Genomic DNA, 14,725 nt, shown 5'->3' on the forward strand with positions numbered 1-14,725 from the left:
GCATTACGTGACTTGTCGGCACGCATGTGCCTGCCAAGTTCCCGATGTTTCGAAGAGGTCTCAACTCACCTGCACGGGTGATGCGCGCCAGGGCGTGAGCCACCGGCGCGTAGATATATGTGGCCGCGCCCCCTGGATTCGTCTGCCTTCGTGCGCTGTTGCCCGTGATGCGTGTGGGACGGATGAGGTCGGTCCTGACCAGTACGCAGCGGCGGCGAATCCTCATAAGGTGAGGAGTATTGGAAGCCGGCGGCGCGGACGGGCCGCCGGTGGTCGCGAGGAGGACTGCGGTGAGCGAGACGAGCCCCAAGCTGCGAGCCGAGCTGGCGGGGATCCCCACCTACAAGCCGGGCAAGCCCGCCGCGGCCGGTGGTCCGGTGGCCTACAAGCTGTCCTCCAACGAGAACCCCTATCCGCCGCTGCCGGGAGTGCTGGAGACGGTGACGGCCGCCGTCTCGACGTTCAACCGCTACCCCGACATGGCCTGTACGGGCCTGATGAACGAGCTCTCCGACCGCTTCGGCGTCCCGCTCTCCCACCTGGCCACGGGCACCGGTTCCGTCGGCGTCGCCCAGCAGCTCATCCAGGCGACCTCGGGCCCGGGCGACGAGGTCATCTACGCCTGGCGGTCCTTCGAGGCGTACCCGATCATCACCCAGATCAGCGGCGCGAGGTCCGTGCAGGTTCCGCTGACGGCCGGTGACGTGCACGACCTGGACGCCATGGCGGACGCCATCACCGACCGCACCCGCCTCGTCTTCGTCTGCAACCCCAACAACCCGACCGGAACCGTCGTGCGCCGGTCGGAGCTGGAACGATTCCTCGACCGGGTGCCGGGCGATGTGCTGGTGGTCCTGGACGAGGCGTACCGCGAGTTCATCCGAGACCCCGAGGTGCCGGACGGCGTGGAGCTGTACCGGAACCGGCCGAACGTCTGCGTGCTGCGCACCTTCTCCAAGGCGTACGGCCTCGCGGGGCTGCGCGTCGGCTTCGCGATCGCCCACGAGCCGGTGGCGGCGGCGCTGCGCAAGACCGCGGTGCCCTTCGGGGTGAGCCAGCTCGCGCAGGAGGCGGCGATCGCGTCGCTGCGCGCCGAGGACGAACTGCTGGGCCGGGTCGGCTCGCTGGTCTGCGAGCGCACGCGCGTGGTCGACGGGCTGCGGGCCCAGGGCTGGACGGTGCCCGAGACCCAGGCCAACTTCGTGTGGCTGCGCCTGGGGGAGCACACCGTCGCGTTCGCGCAGGCCTGTGAGCAGCACGGTGTGGTGGTCCGGCCGTTCCCCGGCGAGGGGGTGCGGGTGACCGTCGGGGAGACCGAGGCGAACGACATCTTCCTGAAGGTGGCCGAAAACTTCCGCAAGGAGCTGTAGTGCCGGTCGGTCGGGCTTTGGCTCGACCACCGTTTCCTGACGTACGGTGCCGCCGTCTCGTACAGTTGCCGACAGGCGTGGGCCCCTGGGTCCACGGCCTGTCCGGCCTCGGTTCCACGTGAAACCGCGATGCCACGGCGCAGTGCGCCCCCTGTCACCGGCACGGTGAACCGGTCGCGGGCAGGGTGCCGCGTGGCCCTGATGCCATCCCCTGATGGCCCCTTCCGCGCACCCTCATGGCCCAGGTCGCCCGCCCTCATGGCCCAAGCGGGACCCCCTTTCGAGCTTCGATACTCAGTGCGTCATAATCTTCTTGTGAATGTGAACGCGTTCACAAGCGTGTCCCGGTTGCTCCGCTGATGTGTGTGACATAAGGGGCAAACTGCCGCTACCACGGCGATGTAAGGAGACTGCGACGTGGATTTGGCTTTGGCGCCGGAGACACTGGCGCGATGGCAGTTCGGCATCACCACCGTCTACCACTTCCTGTTCGTCCCGCTGACGATCTCGCTGGCCGCCCTGACGGCCGGCCTGCAGACCGCGTGGGTGCGCACAGACAAGGAGAAGTACCTCAGGGCGACGAAGTTCTGGGGCAAGCTCTTCCTGATCAACATCGCGATGGGTGTGGTCACCGGCATCGTGCAGGAGTTCCAGTTCGGCATGAACTGGTCCGACTACTCGCGGTTCGTCGGTGACATCTTCGGTGCCCCGCTCGCCTTCGAGGCGCTGATCGCCTTCTTCTTCGAGTCGACCTTCATCGGTCTGTGGATCTTCGGCTGGGACAAGCTGCCGAAGAGGCTCCATCTGGCCTGTATCTGGATGGTCTCGATCGGCACGATCCTGTCGGCGTACTTCATCCTCGCGGCCAACTCGTGGATGCAGCACCCCGTCGGCTACCGGATCAACAAGGCCAAGGGCCGGGCGGAGCTCACCGACTTCTGGGCCGTGCTGACCCAGAACACCGCGCTCAGCCAGGTCTTCCACACGCTGTCCGCGGCGTTCCTGACCGGCGGGGCGTTCATGGTCGGCATCGCCGCATGGCACCTCTTCCGCAAGCGGCACGTCTCCGTGATGAAGACCTCACTGCGGCTCGGCCTGGTCACGGTCGTCATCGCGGGCCTGCTCACCGCGATCAGCGGTGACACCCTCGGCAAGGTCATGTTCAAGCAGCAGCCGATGAAGATGGCCGCTGCGGAGGCGCTCTGGGACGGTCAGGACTCCGCGCCGTTCTCGATCTTCGCGGTCGGTGACGTCGACAAGGGTCACAACAAGGTGGCCATAGAGATTCCTGGCCTGCTGTCCTTCCTCGCCAACGACAACTTCAGCTCGCACGTCCCCGGCATCAACGACGTCAACAAGGCCGAGCAGCAGAAGTACGGGCCGGGCGACTACCGCCCCGTCATCCCTGTCACCTACTGGGGCTTCCGCTGGATGATCGGCTTCGGTATGGCGTCCTTCGCCATCGGCGTGGCCGGGCTGTGGCTGACCCGCAAGAAGTTCATGCTGCCGCAGCACCTCAGGGTCGGTGAGGACGAGGTGCCGCATCTGGTCCTGTTCAGGAACAAGGCGCTCAGCCCCAAGCTCGGCAAGCTGTACTGGCTGCTGGCCATCTGGACGCTCGGCTTCCCGCTGATCGCCAACTCCTGGGGCTGGATCTTCACCGAGATGGGCCGGCAGCCGTGGGTCGTCTTCGGTGTCCTGCAGACGCGCAGCGCGGTCTCGCCCGGCGTCGGCCAGGGAGAGGTCCTCACCTCCATGATCGTCCTCACCCTCCTGTACGCCGTCCTCGCCGTCATCGAGGTCAAGCTGCTCGCCAAGTACGTCAAGGCCGGGCCGCCCGAGCTCACGGAGGCCGACCTCAACCCGCCCACGAAGATCGGCGGCGACTCCCGTGACGCCGACAAGCCGATGGCCTTCTCGTACTAGGCCCAGGGAGATCGAGACATGCAACTTCATGACGTCTGGTTCGTCCTCATCGCCGTCCTGTGGACCGGCTACTTCTTCCTGGAGGGCTTCGACTTCGGGGTCGGCATCCTCACCAAGCTGCTCGCCCGGGACCGCTCCGAGAAGCGGGTGCTGATCAACACGATCGGCCCGGTCTGGGACGGCAACGAGGTGTGGCTGCTCACCGCGGGCGGTGCGACCTTCGCCGCCTTCCCAGAGTGGTACGCCACGCTCTTCTCGGGCTTCTACCTGCCGCTGCTGATCATCCTGGTCTGCCTGATCGTGCGGGGTGTCGCCTTCGAGTACCGCGCGAAGCGGCCCGAGGAGAACTGGCAGCGCAACTGGGAGAACGCGATCTTCTGGTCCTCGCTGATCCCCTCGTTCCTGTGGGGTGTGGCCTTCGGCAACATCGTGCGAGGCGTGAAGATCGACAAGAACTTCGAGTACGTCGGCACCTTCTGGGACCTGCTCAACCCGTACGCCCTTCTCGGCGGCGTCGTCACCCTGACGCTGTTCACCTTCCACGGAGCGGTGTTCACGGCGCTCAAGACGGTCGGCGACATCAGGGAGCGGGCGCGGAAGCTGGCCCTGCAGGTCGGTCTCGTCACCGCCGCGGCGGCGCTGGTCTTCCTGCTGTGGACGCAGGTCGACAGCGGTGACGGCAAGAGCCTGGTCGCGCTGATCGTGGCCGTGGCCGCCCTGGTCGGGGCGCTCGCGGCGAACCAGGCCGGGCGCGAGGGATGGTCGTTCGCGCTGTCCGGGGTCACGATCGTGGCGGCGGTGGCGATGCTCTTCCTGTCGCTCTTCCCGAACGTCATGCCGTCGTCGCTCAACGGGGACTGGAGCCTGACGGTCACCAACGCCTCGTCGAGCCCCTACACCCTGAAGATCATGACCTGGTGCGCGGCCGTCGCCACGCCGATCGTGCTGCTCTACCAGGGCTGGACCTACTGGGTGTTCCGCAAGCGGATCGGCACGCAGCACATCGCAGAGGCCGCGCACTGATTCCGGTTTGGGGCATGTTTCACGTGAAACGTGCCCCTTGAGAAGAGAGTGTGTTTCACGTGAAACCGATAGACCCGCGTCTGCTCCGGTACGCCCGTGCCACCCGGCTGTTCATGGTGGCAGTCGTCGGCCTGGGCGCCGTCGGAGCGGCGCTGGTCATCGCTCAGGCGATGCTCATCGCCGAGACGGTGGTCGGTGCGTTCCAGCACGGTCTGTCGGTCGGTGAACTGCGCACTCCCCTGCTGCTGTTGGTGGCCGTGGCGGGCGGCCGCGCACTGGTCTCCTGGCTCACCGAACTCGCCGCCCACCGGGCGAGCGCCGCCGTGAAGTCGGAACTGCGGGGACGGTTGCTGGAGCGGGCCGTCGCGCTGGGACCCGGTTGGCTGAGCGGGCAGCGGACCGGATCGCTGGTTGCCCTGGCCACGCGCGGGGTCGACGCCCTCGACGACTACTTCTCCCGCTACCTGCCGCAGTTGGGCCTCGCGATCGTCGTGCCCGTGGCCGTGCTGGCCCGGATCGTCACCGAGGACTGGGTCTCCGCGGCGATCATCGTGGGGACCCTGCCGCTCATCCCGGTCTTCATGATCTTGATCGGCTGGGCCACCCAGTCGCGCATGGACCGTCAATGGCGGCTGCTGTCGCGGCTGTCCGGACACTTCCTGGACGTGGTGGCCGGGCTGCCGACGCTGAAGGTGTTCGGACGGGCCAAGGCGCAGGCCGAGTCGATCAAGCGCATCACCGGCGAGTACCGGCAGGCGACCATGCGGACGCTGCGGATCGCCTTCATCTCGTCCTTCGCGCTGGAGCTGCTCTCCACCCTCTCGGTGGCGCTGGTCGCCGTGACGATCGGTATGCGGCTGGTCCACGGCGAGATGGACCTGTACATCGGGCTCGTCATCCTGGTGCTCGCGCCCGAGGCGTATCTGCCGTTGCGGCAGGTGGGCGCGCAGTACCACGCGGCGGCGGAGGGGCTGGCGGCGGCCGAGGAGATCTTCGCCGTCCTGGAGGCCCCCGTGCCGACCGCCGGTACGGCGGCCGTGCCGGCGGGGCGCATCGCCTTCGAAGGGCTGACGGTCCGGTACCCGGAGCGAGCCGAGAACGCCGTGTCGGACGTGTCCTTCGCCGTCGAGCCCGGGGAGACGGTGGCGCTCGTCGGCCCGAGCGGCGCGGGCAAGTCGACCCTGCTGCACGTGCTGCTGGGTTTCGTACCGGTGACCGAGGGCCGGGTGCGGATCGACGGCGTGGATCTCGCGGACGCCGACCTGGAGCAGTGGCGGTCGCAGGTCGCGTGGGTGCCGCAGCGGCCGCACCTGTTCGCGGGAACGATCGCCGAGAACGTACGGCTGGCCCGACCCGAGGCCGACGACGCCGCGGTGCGCCGGGCGCTGGGAGACGCCGGCGCGCTTCGGTTCGTGGACGCGCTGCCCGACGGGGCCGAGACCGTGCTCGGTGAGGACGGCGCAGGTCTCTCCGCGGGCCAGCGGCAGCGGCTCGCACTGGCCCGGGCGTTCCTGGCGGACCGGCCCGTGCTGCTTCTCGACGAGCCGACGGCCGCGCTGGACGGGGCGACCGAAGCCGAGGTCGTGGAGGCGGTACGGCGGCTGGCCGTGGGACGCACCGTGCTGCTCGTCGTGCACCGCCCCGCCCTGCTGGGAGTGGCGGACCGGGTGGTGCGCCTGGAGGAGCCGGCCGCGCCCGCCGCCGTCGAGGAGCGGGTGTCCGTGGCCCCGCGAGCCGAGCAGGCGGCCGCGGCGCCCGGGACGGCCCCGGACGAACCCGCCGACACCGAGTCCACTCGTACCCCCGGCAGCGTCCTCGCCCGGGTCCGCGCCATGTCCGGCCCCCGCCGCAGCCGTCTCGCCCTCGCTCTGCTGCTCGGCGCTCTGGCCCTCGGCAGCGCCGTCGGCCTGATGGCCACCTCCGGATGGCTGATCTCGCGGGCCTCGCAGCAGCCGCCGGTGCTGTACCTGATGGTGGCCGTGACGGCGACGCGGGCCTTCGGCATCGGGCGGGCCGTCTTCCGCTACGCCGAGCGGCTGGTGTCGCACGACGCGGTGCTGCGCATGCTGGCCGACACCAGGGTCGCCGTCTACCGGCGGCTGGAGCGGCTGGCTCCCGCGGGACTGCGCCGCACCCGCCGCGGCGACCTGCTCTCGCGGCTCGTCGCCGACGTGGACGCCTTGCAGGACTACTGGCTGCGCTGGCTGCTGCCCGCCGGTGCCGCCGCGCTCGTGTCGGCCGCCTCGGTCGGCTTCACGGCGTGGCTGCTGCCCGAGGCCGGTGCGGCGCTCGCCGCCGGCCTGGTGGCGGCCGGCGTCGGCGTCCCGTTGGTCACCGGCGCCGTGGCCCGCCGGGCCGAGCGTCGGCTGGCCCCCGCCCGGGGGGAGTTGGCGACGCGCGTGACCGACCTGCTCACCGGCACCGCGGAACTGACCGTCGCCGGCGCCCTGCCCGCCCGTACCGCCGAGGCGCGACGGGCCGACGGCGTCCTCACCGGGATCGCCTCGCGGGCCGCCACCGCCACCGCGCTCGGCGACGGACTTACCGCGCTGTTCTCGGGTCTGACGGTCGCCGCCGCCGCCCTCGCGGGCGCCCAGGGCGTCGCGGACGGCAGGCTGAACGGCGTGGCGATGGCGGTCGTGGTCCTCACCCCGCTGGCCGCCTTCGAGGCCGTCCTCGGGCTGCCGCTGGCCGTGCAGTACCGGCAGCGGGTTCGCCGCAGCGCGGAGCGCGTGTACGAGGTGCTGGACGCGCCCGAGCCGGTGCGGGAGCCGGAGCTGCCCCGGCAGGCGCCCGCCACCCCGTTCCCCCTGGCCGTCCGGGGTCTGACGGCCCGGCACGCGGGGCAGGATCGGGACGCGCTCGCCGGCCTCGACCTCAACCTCGACCAGGGCCGCAGGATCGCCGTGGTCGGTCCGTCCGGTTCCGGCAAGACGACGCTGGCACAGGTGCTGCTGAGGTTCCTGGACGCGGGTTCGGGTTCGTACACGCTGGCCGGCGTGGACGCGTACGCGCTCGACGGCGACGACGTACGACGGCTGGTGGGGCTGTGCGCCCAGGACGCGCACCTCTTCGACAGTTCGGTGCGCGAGAACCTGCTGCTGGCGAAGAAGGACGCCACCGAGAGCGAGTTGCGTGACGCGCTGCGGCGGGCGCGGCTGCTCGACTGGGCGGACAGCCTGCCCGACGGTCTCGACACGCTCGTCGGCGAGCACGGGGCGCGGCTGTCCGGCGGCCAGCGGCAGCGGCTGGCACTGGCGCGGGCGTTGCTCGCCGACTTCCCGGTGCTGGTGCTCGACGAGCCGGCCGAGCATCTCGACCTGGCGACCGCGGACGCGCTCACCGCCGATCTGCTGGCCGCCACCGAGGGCCGTACGACGCTGCTCATCACCCACCGCCTGGCCGGGCTGGAAGCGGTCGACGAGGTCGTCGTCCTGGACGCGGGCCGTGTGGTGCAGCGCGGGGCGTACGCGCAGCTGGCCGTGGTGGCGGGGCCGTTGCGGGACATGGTGCGCCGGGAGGCCGAGGCGGAGTCGCTGGTGGGGACGGCGTAGAGCGGCGGGTTTTGGCCCCAGCCGCAGCGAAACGTTCCGTCGGGCGGGTTCGGGTCAGGACCGCTGTGCCAGCATCCGCTCGATCACGACGGCCACGCCGTCGTCGTTGTTGGCGACCGTGCGGCCCGAGGCGGCGGCGATGACGTCCGGGTGGGCGTTGCCCATGGCGTACGACTGGCCCGCCCAGGTCAGCATCTCGACGTCGTTCGGCATGTCACCGAAGGCGACGACCTCCTCGGGGGAGATGCCGCGCTCGGCGCAGCACAGGGCGAGCGTGCTGGCCTTGGAGACGCCGGGACCGCTGATCTCCAGCAGGGCGCTGGGGCTGGACCGGGTGACGTTCGCGCGGTCGCCGATGGCGAGGCGGGCGGTGGTCAGGAAGCCGTCGGGGTCGAGCGTGGGGTGATAGGCGAGGATCTTCAGCACGGGCTCGGCGGCACCGGGGCCGTCCGGCGCGAGCAGGTCCTCGGCGGGCGCGAGCTCGTCCGGGATCTCCATGTGCAGCTTGGGATAGTCCGGTTCCTGGTGGAAGCCGTAGGTCTGCTCGATCGCGTACACCGTGCCGGGCGCCGCCTCGCGCAGCAGTCGTACGGCGTCCAGCGCGTTCTCCCGTGCCAAGTCCCGCACCTTCACGAAGCGGTGGGCGCCGGGGCCGCCGTGCAGGTCGACCACGGCGGCGCCGTTACCGCAGATCGCCAGGCCGTGGCCGTGGACGTGGTCGCTGACGACGTCCATCCAGCGGGCCGGGCGGCCGGTGACGAAGAAGACCTCGACGCCCGCCTCCTCGGCGGCGGCGAGGGCGGCGACCGTGCGTGGGGAGACCGACTTGTCGTCCCGCAGCAGAGTGCCGTCGAGATCGGTGGCTATGAGCCGGGGCGGGACTGCTGCGGCCGGGGTCTCGGGCTGTCGAGTCGCTGAGGTCACCCGCCCATTCTCCCGCATATGCCTGCACGGCCGTGCGGGAGTCCGCGCAGGTGAGTGGTTACCGTCCTCACCTGCACCGTCACACCCTGTCGGCTCAGCCGAGGCGGCTTGAGGCCTCCATGGCGATCTGCTCGAAGACCTTCTCGTCGGCGGCGAAGTCCGAGTCCGGGACGGGCCAGTGGATCACGATCTCCGTGAAGCCCAGTTCACGGTGGCGGCCGGCGAAGTCCACGAACGCTTCCAGCGACTGCAGCGGTCGGGCGCGGTCGGGGGTGAACCCGGTGAGCAGGACCCGGTCCATTCCGGCCACGTCCCGGCCGATCTCGGCGCAGGCGTCGGCCAGTTTCTCGGCCTGTCCGCGAATGGCCTGAACCGACTGTTCGGGAGTGCCGTTCTCGTACAGCCGGGGGTCCCCGGTGGTCACCCACGCCTGTCCGTGGCGGGCCGCGAGCCTCAGTCCGCGCGGCCCGGTCGCGGCCACCGCGAAGGGCAGCCGGGGGCGCTGCACGCACCCGGGGATGTTGCGTGCCTCGTGCGCCGAGTAGTAGTCCCCTTCGTACGACACCGCGTCCTCGGTCAGCAGACGGTCCAGCAGCGGCACGAACTCGGCGAGCCGGTCGGCCCGCTCGCGCGGCGTCCAGGGTTCCTGGCCGAGCGCGGTGGCGTCGAAGCCGGTGCCGCCGGCGCCGATGCCGAGCGTGACGCGGCCGCCCGAGATGTCGTCGAGGGAGATCAGCTCCTTCGCGAGGGTCACCGGATGCCGGAAGTTCGGTGAGGTCACCAGCGTGCCCAGGCGCATCCGGTCGGTCACGGAGGCGGCCGCGGTCAGTGTCGGCAGGGCGCCGAACCATGGGCCGTCCCGGAAGCTCCGCCAGGACAGGTGGTCGTAGGTGTAGGCGGTGTGGAAGCCGAGTTGCTCCGCCCGCTGCCATGCCGAACGGCCGCCCTCGTGCCAGCGGCGGTAGGGGAGGATCACGGTGCTCAGACGCAGACTCATGAACCGAGCGTATGCGGCGCGAGCCGTTTCACGTGAAACGGTCACGGCCTGTCATCGCACGCGGCCGCTGAGCCAGGGGGTGAGGGTGAGCATCGGCATGTACTCGCGGTGGGTGCGGTCCTGCGGCAGCGGCACGATCAGGAAGTAGCCGGGCGGAAACCGGCGGGCCTTGACGAAGGCACGGTCCTCGAAGAGGGAGCGGAGGAAGGCGGGTACGTCGTCGCGGGCGACGTCCGGGCACTCGACGCCCTCCACGGTGATCAGCGCGTCGTCGTCCGGGTAGAGCCGGACGCTGACCCGGGGAAGACCGCCGAACTCGCAGTAGGCCTCGTGCGGCAGGGAGCCGTCCGGGTCGGTGGTGACGCCGACGCCCGCGGCGCTGCGGCGGGAGGTCGCGTCGGCGCCGATGTCGTGGCTGACCTCGATCTCGCGGCCGTACTCCGTGGCGAGGGCGCGCAGGGCGGTGACGGCGGTCTCGGTGCTCGGGAAGTGGTCCATACCTCTGATCATGCAGGGGTCAGTGGGGTTCGGGGAAGCGCAGGTACCGCGCTGGTACGGCTCGCGTCAGCCACACTCCGTTCTCGCTGACGTGGAAGACATGGCCGTCGCGGTGCATGGCGCCCGCGTCCACGGACAGCACGACGGGCCGGCCGCGGCGGGCGCCCACGCGGGTCGCCGTCTCTCGGTCGGGCGAGAGGTGGACGTCGTGCCGGTTCATCGCGCGCAGCCCTTCGGCGCGGATCGCGTCCAGGTTGCGGGCCACGGTGCCGTGGTAGAGGTACGGCGGCGGGGTCGCGGGGGCCAGTCCGAGGTCGATGTCGACGCTGTGTCCCTGGCTGGCGCGGATCCGGGTGCCCTCGACGGCGAAACGCTTCTTGTCGTTGTGCGCGACGACGTGGTCCAGTTCCTCGCGGGTGAAGCGGAAGCCGTGGGCGGCGGCCGCGGCGATCAGTACGTCGATCTCGACCCAGCCCGCCTCGTCGAGGGTCAGCCCGATCCTCTCGGGCTGGTGGCGCAGGTGTTTCGAGAGGTACTTCGACACCTTCACGGTGCGTCTTTCGTCCATCCGCTCAGGATGACGGGAGAGACGCGGATCACGCAGACAATTTTTCGCACCGAGGTTTGATCCACAACCAACTGTAGTTATCCACAGGCTACTTGGCGATTCTGTGGACAACTCCCTGACACTTCAGCCCTGTTCGTCAAGATCACCAGGAGGCTTACCCCTTGACGTGAGCGCGTCCAACTCCCTTGCCCGCACCTCCCGTTCAGCCGCCAACGCCACGAACTCCGCGACCCGGCCAGCTCCAACCAGCCTTTCCACGGCCCGGATCGTCTCCTCCGGCAGGGCCACGGAGCGTGACACCGGCCGTGTCTCCGGCGTCTCCCCCGCGCCCAGCTGCAGGCGCAGCTGCCGCACCGCCGACAGCCGCATGGCACGGGCAAGTTCGGCGTCCACCGTCTGCTGCGCCAGGGGCCGCAGGCGCCGTACGAGCGAGGCCGCTTCAGCCGCGTCCGCGTCGGTCGGACGGTGCGGTCCCTGGAGGTAGCGTGCGAAGACGTGCTCGGTGGTGAACTCCAGGAAACGGGCGGCGATGTGCTCGACCTGCCCCCTCAACTCCCGCAGCTGCTCGGTGATCGCGGACAGTGGTACCCCGGCACCGTGCAACTCGACTGCCACGGCCAGCCCTTGGGGGCTCGGAACGAGGAAGCAGTCGACGTCGCCGGGCACCGGCTCCAGCACTCCGAGCTCCACGGCGTCGGCGACGGCCTCGTCGTCGGGTGAGCCGCCGAACCGCTCGTCGAGTTCGGCGCGCGAGATCCGTACCGCCTCCTCGTCGGTCCAGGGACCGTCCACCTCGGCGACCAGCCCGAGCACCCCGCCCAGGCCTCGGCCGGCGTCCCATGCCTCCAGCAGCTCCTTGATGGAGGCCAGGCCGTAGCCGCGGTCGAGAAGGTCGGCGATCTGGCGCAGGCGGGCCAGATGGGCGTCGGAGTAGAGGTTGGCGCGGCCGCGGCGCTCGGGGCGGGGGAGCAGGCCGCGGTCCTGGTAGGCGCGGATGGTGCGGACGCTGGCGCCGCTGACGTGCGCCAGGTCCTCGATCCGGTAGACGGCCGCGCCGCTCACGCGGCCGCCTTGGGGGGCCGCTGCGAGGAGAACCCGCGGGAGTGGCCGGCGCCGCTCACAGCGGGGGTTCCAGTCGTGCGATCGCCCGCAGCGCGCGCGGGGTGAACCGGGACATGAGGTGGGCGCCGCGGGCCTCGGGAGTGACCGGTACGACCGCCTGGTTGCGTACGACCGCGCGCAGGATCGCGTCGGCGACCTTCTCCGGCGGGTAGTTGCGCAGGCCGTACAGCCGTGCCGTCCGCTTCTGCCGCCGCTTCTCCTCCTCGGCGTCCACGCCCGCGAAGCGCGCGGTCGAGGTGATGTTGGTGTTGACGAAGCCGGGGCAGATCGCGCTCACACCGATCCCCTGGCCGGCGAGTTCGGCGCGCAGGCACTCGCTGAGCATGAGCACGGCCGCCTTGGAGGTGCTGTAGGCGGGCAGCGCCTTGGAGGGCAGGTAAGCCGCCGCGGAGGCGGTGTTGACGATGTGGCCGCCCTGTCCGCGCTCGGCCATCTGCCTGCCGAAGAGCCGGCAGCCGTGGATGACGCCCCACAGGTTGACGTCGAGGACCTTCTTCCAGTCCTCAGGGGTGGTGTCGAGGAAGGAACCGCCCAGGCCGATACCGGCGTTGTTGACCAGTACGTCGAGCACGCCGTACTGGGTGGCGACCTTGTCGGCGAGTTTCTCCATGGCCTGCTCGTCGGAGACGTCGGTGGTTTCCGCCCAGGCCTCGGGGGCACCGATCAGGCGGGACAGCTCGGCGGTGCGGACGGCGGCCTCGGCGTCGCGGTCGACGGCGATCACGCGCGCTCCGGCCTCGGCGAAGGCGAACGCGGTGGCCCGTCCGATGCCGCTGCCGGCGCCGGTGACCAGGACGAGCTGCCCGCCGAAGCGGTCGGCGTACTTGCCGGTGGGCTTCACCGGCTCGGGCCTCCCGCTCTCGGCCGACCGTACGAACTCGGTGATCCAGGCGGACAGTTGGTCGGGCCGGGTGCGGGGTATCCAGTGCTTGGCCGGGAGGGTGCGGCGGGTGAGCCGCGGGACCCAGCGGTCCAGGTCGTCGTAGAGCCGCTCGGAGAGGAAGGCGTCGTCGAGGGGCGTGATGAGCTGCACGGGCGCGTGTGCGTGTGCGTCGGGGCGCGGACGGCGCAGCCGGGCGCGGACGTTGTCGCGGTACAGCCACGCCCCGTGTGCCGCGTCGCTGGGGAGCGAGGAGGTCGGGTAGTCGCCGCCGGGGATCTTCTCGACGCGCTGCAGTATGCGCGGCCAGTGCTTGCCGAGGGGGCCGCGCCAGGCCAGCTCGGGCAGCACGGGAGTGTGCAGGGCGTACACGTACCAGGACTTGGCGCCCTGGCCGAGGAGCTGGCCGACGCGGCGCGGGGTGGGCTTTCTCACGCGCTGGTCGATCCAGTGGCCGAAGTGGTCCAGGCAGGGTCCGGACATGGAGGTGAAGGAGGCGATGCGGCCCTCGGTGCGTGGCACGGTGACGAACTCCCAGGACTGCACCGAACCCCAGTCGTGCCCGACGAGGTGCACGGGCCGGTCGGGGCTGACCGCGTCGATCACGGCCAGGAAGTCGTCCGTGAGCTTCTCCAGGGTGAAGCCGCCGCGCAAGGGCTTCGGGGCCGTCGACCGGCCGTGTCCACGGACGTCGTACAGGACGACGTGGAAGTGCTCCGCGAGCCGGCCGGCGACCTCGGACCACACCTCCTTGCTGTCCGGGTAGCCGTGCACCAGCACCACCGTGGGCTGTCCGGCGTCGCCCAGCTCGGCGACGCACAGCTCGATCCCGCCGGTCCGTACCCGGCGCTCGCGCGCATCCTTCAGCACTGTCACTTCTCCTCGGCCCAGCGCCGCACGTGCGGCAGATCGTCGTCCAGCCAGAAGGCGCTCTCCTCGGGGTCGCTGGAGTCGGTGACCACGAGGATCTCCTCGAACTTCGCGCCCGTGCCCCGGAATCCGAGGTGGGGTTCGACCGCCCACAGACCCGGCTGCGGCGGGTGGTCCGAGAAGCGGTACGGCGACCACAGCGGGGACCAGCCCTCGCGGTGGCCGTGCAGCGCGTCGCTCGCGAGTCCTTTCAGGGACTGTGCGCCGAACCCGAACAGGTGGGGTGCGAAGCGGCGTTGCCTCACCCGGTCCACCTTGTGGGCGATGACCCCGAAGGGATAGGCGCGGTGCCGGTTGGCGTATCCCTGCCGGACCATGAGGCGGTCCACGTCCTCGTAGATCGCCCGCAGCGGGCGTCGCTCGCGCACCTCTCGCAGGATCAGCTCGCGGTGCGCCTCCAGGTCGGCGATGAGCCTGTCCTGCACCGGGTTGGCGCCGAGTGAGCCGGAGTAGCCGATGTCCGCGGTGCAGCCCTCGTACACGGGGGCCATGTCGAGGATGAAGGGCATTCCCGGCTCCAGACGGCGGTCGGTCGGGAAGAACTGGAGCGGGACGCGGAAGTGCACGAAGGCGGTGCGGTCCCCGAACCAGGCGAAGGGGAGATGGAACCAGTCCCGCACGCCTCGCTCGCGCAGCCGTTCCCGCTGCATGCGGGCCGCCTCGCGTTCGGTCACCCCCGGTCGCAGCTGGGCGGCGACCGCCTCCGCGCACTCGTAGGCGAGGCGCTGCACCTGCCTGAACCCGCGCAGCCGTGCGGAGAGTTCACCTGCCAATGCCGTCGTCATGCCACCGCCCACCCTTGTCCGCCGTTGCGGTACGTGCCCGTAACTTGACACTGGCGAATGTGACAGTTGTTAGAGTCCGGGTCAATAGGCGGGCTCTGGCCTGTGGACAACTCCGCGTGGCTTGTCACTGTGGGTAGCTCTCAGGTAG

Annotated in this window: 11 protein-coding genes; 4 read left to right on the plus strand and 7 right to left on the minus strand. The window is 70.5% G+C overall.

The annotated features are described in order from the left end of the window. Nucleotides 1-290 precede the first annotated feature (290 nt). The 4 genes from hisC (at nucleotide 291) to cydD (ending at nucleotide 7,873) form a co-directional block, all read left to right on the plus strand. Nucleotides 291-1,370: a histidinol-phosphate transaminase gene (hisC, locus tag ACQF4J_RS23665; RefSeq protein ID WP_427166768.1), complete on the plus strand. Its 1,080-nt coding sequence runs from the start codon at nucleotides 291-293 to the stop codon at nucleotides 1,368-1,370. A 417-nt stretch (nucleotides 1,371-1,787) separates the two neighbouring features. Beyond that, nucleotides 1,788-3,296 carry a cytochrome ubiquinol oxidase subunit I gene (locus ACQF4J_RS23670; RefSeq protein ID WP_351563366.1) on the plus strand — a complete coding sequence of 503 codons (1,509 nt, stop codon included), beginning with the start codon at nucleotides 1,788-1,790 and terminating at the stop codon, nucleotides 3,294-3,296. 18 nt (nucleotides 3,297-3,314) lie between these two features. After that, nucleotides 3,315-4,319 (plus strand): cytochrome d ubiquinol oxidase subunit II, encoded by a 1,005-nt coding sequence (gene cydB / locus ACQF4J_RS23675; protein WP_351802256.1) that lies wholly within the window; start codon nucleotides 3,315-3,317, stop codon nucleotides 4,317-4,319. A 59-nt stretch (nucleotides 4,320-4,378) separates the two neighbouring features. Next, the gene (cydD, locus tag ACQF4J_RS23680; protein WP_427166769.1) at nucleotides 4,379-7,873 is read left to right on the plus strand and encodes a thiol reductant ABC exporter subunit CydD; all 3,495 of its coding nucleotides are present in this window, start codon (nucleotides 4,379-4,381) and stop codon (nucleotides 7,871-7,873) included. Nucleotides 7,874-7,927: 54 nt separating this feature from the next. Here cydD and ACQF4J_RS23685 read toward each other — a convergent pair whose 3' ends face one another. The 7 genes from ACQF4J_RS23685 to ACQF4J_RS23715 form a co-directional block, all read right to left on the minus strand. Beyond that, nucleotides 7,928-8,815: an HAD hydrolase family protein gene (locus ACQF4J_RS23685; protein WP_351563372.1), complete on the minus strand. Its 888-nt coding sequence runs from the start codon at nucleotides 8,813-8,815 to the stop codon at nucleotides 7,928-7,930. Between the two features lie 76 nt (nucleotides 8,816-8,891). Beyond that, entirely contained in the window at nucleotides 8,892-9,794 is a 903-nt protein-coding gene (locus ACQF4J_RS23690; RefSeq protein ID WP_351563374.1) for an LLM class flavin-dependent oxidoreductase, read from the minus strand. 51 nt (nucleotides 9,795-9,845) lie between these two features. Then, entirely contained in the window at nucleotides 9,846-10,292 is a 447-nt protein-coding gene (locus ACQF4J_RS23695) for a hypothetical protein (RefSeq protein WP_351563376.1), read from the minus strand. A 19-nt stretch (nucleotides 10,293-10,311) separates the two neighbouring features. After that, nucleotides 10,312-10,860, minus strand: coding sequence for an RNA 2'-phosphotransferase (locus ACQF4J_RS23700; protein ID WP_351563378.1), 549 nt, complete (start codon nucleotides 10,858-10,860; stop codon nucleotides 10,312-10,314). Between the two features lie 123 nt (nucleotides 10,861-10,983). Then, entirely contained in the window at nucleotides 10,984-11,922 is a 939-nt protein-coding gene (locus ACQF4J_RS23705) for a MerR family transcriptional regulator (RefSeq protein WP_427166770.1), read from the minus strand. Nucleotides 11,923-11,977: 55 nt separating this feature from the next. Beyond that, the gene (locus ACQF4J_RS23710) at nucleotides 11,978-13,738 is read right to left on the minus strand and encodes an SDR family oxidoreductase (RefSeq protein ID WP_351802252.1); all 1,761 of its coding nucleotides are present in this window, start codon (nucleotides 13,736-13,738) and stop codon (nucleotides 11,978-11,980) included. Continuing rightward, nucleotides 13,735-14,577: a M24 family metallopeptidase gene (locus ACQF4J_RS23715; RefSeq protein WP_351802250.1), complete on the minus strand. Its 843-nt coding sequence runs from the start codon at nucleotides 14,575-14,577 to the stop codon at nucleotides 13,735-13,737. The genes ACQF4J_RS23710 and ACQF4J_RS23715 overlap by 4 nt, the downstream gene beginning before the upstream one ends. Nucleotides 14,578-14,725 lie beyond the last annotated feature (148 nt).

The organism is Streptomyces sp. C1-1, assembly GCF_050214755.1.
GTDB lineage: Bacteria > Actinomycetota > Actinomycetes > Streptomycetales > Streptomycetaceae > Streptomyces.

Excerpts from the sequence above, each read along its gene's own strand:
- ACQF4J_RS23695 (WP_351563376.1), bottom strand. The coding sequence starts at position 10,292 with ATGGACCACTTCCCGAGCACCGAGACCGCCGTCACCGCCCTGCGCGCC.
- ACQF4J_RS23690 (WP_351563374.1), bottom strand. The coding sequence starts at position 9,794 with ATGAGTCTGCGTCTGAGCACCGTGATCCTCCCCTACCGCCGCTGGCAC.
- ACQF4J_RS23685 (WP_351563372.1), bottom strand. The coding sequence starts at position 8,815 with ATGCGGGAGAATGGGCGGGTGACCTCAGCGACTCGACAGCCCGAGACC.
- ACQF4J_RS23700 (WP_351563378.1), bottom strand. The coding sequence starts at position 10,860 with ATGGACGAAAGACGCACCGTGAAGGTGTCGAAGTACCTCTCGAAACAC.
- cydB (WP_351802256.1), top strand. The coding sequence starts at position 3,315 with ATGCAACTTCATGACGTCTGGTTCGTCCTCATCGCCGTCCTGTGGACC.
- ACQF4J_RS23715 (WP_351802250.1), bottom strand. The coding sequence starts at position 14,577 with ATGACGACGGCATTGGCAGGTGAACTCTCCGCACGGCTGCGCGGGTTC.